Here is a 2,393-nt window from a genome sequence, read left to right as displayed (position 1 = left end):
CGGATGATCGGGCTGATGGTCGTTTTGCTGTTGTTCTCGAAACGGATTTCGTTCTTGTTCTTCGAATACGCGATATAGTCGTCGTGTCGGAGCGTGGCCTTGTCGCCGAGAATCGCTTTCAGGTTTCTTTCGATGGTTGCGATGTTCAGGTTCGAGTCGGTTTGGTCGGCCATGAGCAGGTCGGCTCCGAGCATGCGGGCGGTGGATTCGTTGACCGTCAGGCGAAGTTCGTTGCGGCGGGCCGCGACCTTGTTCAGGTCGGCGATGATGTCCATGTAGTCGCGATGCTTTGGTTCCTCGTGTTTGACGTGCAGGTATCGTTTCGCGTTGAGCTGCATGCCGTTTTCGATGATGCGTTCCGGTCTGGCCTTGACGCTGAATCCTTCGGTTTGCGATCCGTTGACCGCCCCGATGATCCGTTCGATGTCATCAAGGGCGAGCACGTTCACTTTCTTCCTGTAGACGCGTCCGGTGTGTGATCTGGAACCGTGTTGGCCGCGTTGCAGCCGTTCCTCCTCATGGCAGTGCCCGGATGCGTCCGCGAGCATGATGTCGCGGGTGCGTCTGTTGCGGTCGAACACCATGAGGCAGACCGGGATATTGGTGGCCTCGAACATGCGTTCCGGCAGGCTGACCGCGGATTGGAGCCAGTTCTCGCCGATGATCTGTCCCATGATCGCCTGTTCCCTGCCGCCCGTGTTCAACACGGAGTTCGGCAGGAGGAACACGCCACGGTTCGTGAGGTTCATGGCGGTGAGGACGAACGCAAGGTTCGCATTGCTTTCGGGCGGCACGTCGAAACCGGCGTATTGCGGCCACATGGGGGCCATGTCGGGCTGCTTCCATCTGATGTTGTACGGCGGGTTGCTGACGGTCGCGTCGCAGTGCAGCAGATCAAGGTCGATATGATTAGGCGCGACCTCGCGCACACGGCTCACACCGCCGCCGATATCCGGGTCGAGACGCCACACCCTGTCCCTCGCATTGGACAGCGCGTCGCCCTTGATGACCACGGCGTCGATGTTCCTAACGGCCAGGTTCGCCAGCAACAGGGGTATCACGTCGTTGTCCAGTTCCCAGCACACGAACCGGCAAGACGGGTCCTGCAAGTGCTTCCTGACGGTCAGGCTCCCCGAACCGGCGCACAGGTCGAGCACGCTTTTCGCCCCATCGGTGAGATACGCGCACAGATCCCCGAGGCAATCGGGCGTGTAATCCTGTCCGAGGTTCTTCCGGTCGGCGAAATGATACTGCCAGACCTTCCGCAACCAATCCGACTCCAAGTCCGGCATGCTGTCCCTGAGACGGTTCAACGCCTCAAGGTCGTAATCCTCCACGATCCCGCGCAACCGCTCCGGCAACACACCGACATCCTCGATGCACAGCGCGTCGCAGACACGCGAAGTCAATTCCAAAAGTTCAATCCCGCTCATCGGTCTCCTCACCGTTGATGATGTCCAAGGCGCTCGCGGCCAGTCGTTTCCACCAGTCGAACACCTTGTCGGCCATGATCTTGCCGCTCTCGTAGACGATCGGACAGTCGCCCACCTCGTCACGCAATCGCATCGCGAGCCGTTCGACCTCGTCCGGGCCGGCGGGCCTATGGTTGATGGCCTGTTCGATCCGGACGGCGAGCGCGAGCGCGTCATCATGACCGGCGGTGTATCCGATCACGAACGCTTCGGCGGGGCTGTCGTTGCCGAGGCCGGCGTCGGCGAGCGCGTTCAATGCCTGTTGGGTGATGTCGATGCTCATATGCGGGCCTTTCTATGCTTGCGTTCGGCCTTCCACTTCGGGTGGTAGAGGAGGAACGCGGTGAGCGTGCTCATTGGCTCCCAGAAGTCGCCCCACAGGTCGAGATGCCACCATTGCCCGCAGATGGGGCAGCGCCATACCGGATCGGAACCGGCGGGCTTGCAATACCGGCTACTCATTCCGGGCCTCTTCCAGTTCGCTGATATCCGTTTCGATGCCGTAGTGGTCGAAGACATGATCCGCGAGATCATCCGGGAACACGCTCCCCCATCCACCCACGGTTCGCGCTCGCAGGTATTCGCCGCATGCCTCTCTCAAGGCCTCGCGGGTGAATATCTTCGCGGTCTTGACGTTCATCGCATGGCCTCCTTGCGTGCCGCATCCAATGCCAATCGTGCGAGCCTGCGATACTGGGCCTTCGCGTCCGGGTTCAGCTTCGGCCACAGGGGCGTAACCTCTTCCAAACTCATGCCCGAAGCGCCGGTATAGACGGCGAGCGCCGCAGCATCGATCTCACGATCCGTGTTCTTGCGGTTCACGCCGGCCTTATACGCCTTGCGCGAGGCAAGACACGCGCCCAGCCGGGTGATGCCGGTGGGGCGCTCGCCGTTGTCGGGGTAGGGGTAGCGTTCTTCGAT

At 61.1% G+C, this 2,393-nt stretch carries 5 protein-coding genes; all 5 read right to left on the bottom strand.

Going from position 1 to position 2,393, the window contains the following annotated elements; translation table 11 throughout:
• Positions 1–1,433 (bottom strand): HsdM family class I SAM-dependent methyltransferase (locus tag G1C97_RS12015; protein WP_169241960.1); only part of this gene is annotated, 1,433 nt, incomplete at its 3' end.
• Positions 1,420–1,755, bottom strand: a complete 336-nt coding sequence (locus tag G1C97_RS12010) for a hypothetical protein (RefSeq protein ID WP_169241959.1) — start codon at positions 1,753–1,755, stop codon at positions 1,420–1,422. The genes G1C97_RS12010 and G1C97_RS12015, both read right to left, overlap by 14 nt.
• The gene (locus G1C97_RS12005) at positions 1,752–1,934 is read right to left on the bottom strand and encodes a hypothetical protein (protein ID WP_169241958.1); all 183 of its coding nucleotides are present in this window, start codon (positions 1,932–1,934) and stop codon (positions 1,752–1,754) included. Before G1C97_RS12005 ends, G1C97_RS12010 begins: the two co-directional genes overlap by 4 nt.
• Positions 1,927–2,112 carry a hypothetical protein gene (locus G1C97_RS12000; RefSeq protein ID WP_169241957.1) on the bottom strand — a complete coding sequence of 62 codons (186 nt, stop codon included), beginning with the start codon at positions 2,110–2,112 and terminating at the stop codon, positions 1,927–1,929. The genes G1C97_RS12005 and G1C97_RS12000 overlap by 8 nt, the downstream gene beginning before the upstream one ends.
• On the bottom strand, positions 2,109–2,393 hold a 285-nt coding region (locus G1C97_RS11995), incomplete at its 5' end, for a hypothetical protein (protein WP_169241956.1). The genes G1C97_RS12000 and G1C97_RS11995, both read right to left, overlap by 4 nt.

Source organism: Bifidobacterium olomucense, assembly GCF_012932375.1.
Lineage (GTDB): Bacteria > Actinomycetota > Actinomycetes > Actinomycetales > Bifidobacteriaceae > Bifidobacterium > Bifidobacterium olomucense.
Note: the sequence above shows the minus strand (reverse complement) of the source record. Positions and strands in the feature narration are given on the sequence as shown.

Excerpts from the sequence above, each read along its gene's own strand:
- G1C97_RS12010 (WP_169241959.1), bottom strand. The coding sequence starts at position 1,755 with ATGAGCATCGACATCACCCAACAGGCATTGAACGCGCTCGCCGACGCC.
- G1C97_RS12005 (WP_169241958.1), bottom strand. The coding sequence starts at position 1,934 with ATGAGTAGCCGGTATTGCAAGCCCGCCGGTTCCGATCCGGTATGGCGC.
- G1C97_RS12000 (WP_169241957.1), bottom strand. The coding sequence starts at position 2,112 with ATGAACGTCAAGACCGCGAAGATATTCACCCGCGAGGCCTTGAGAGAG.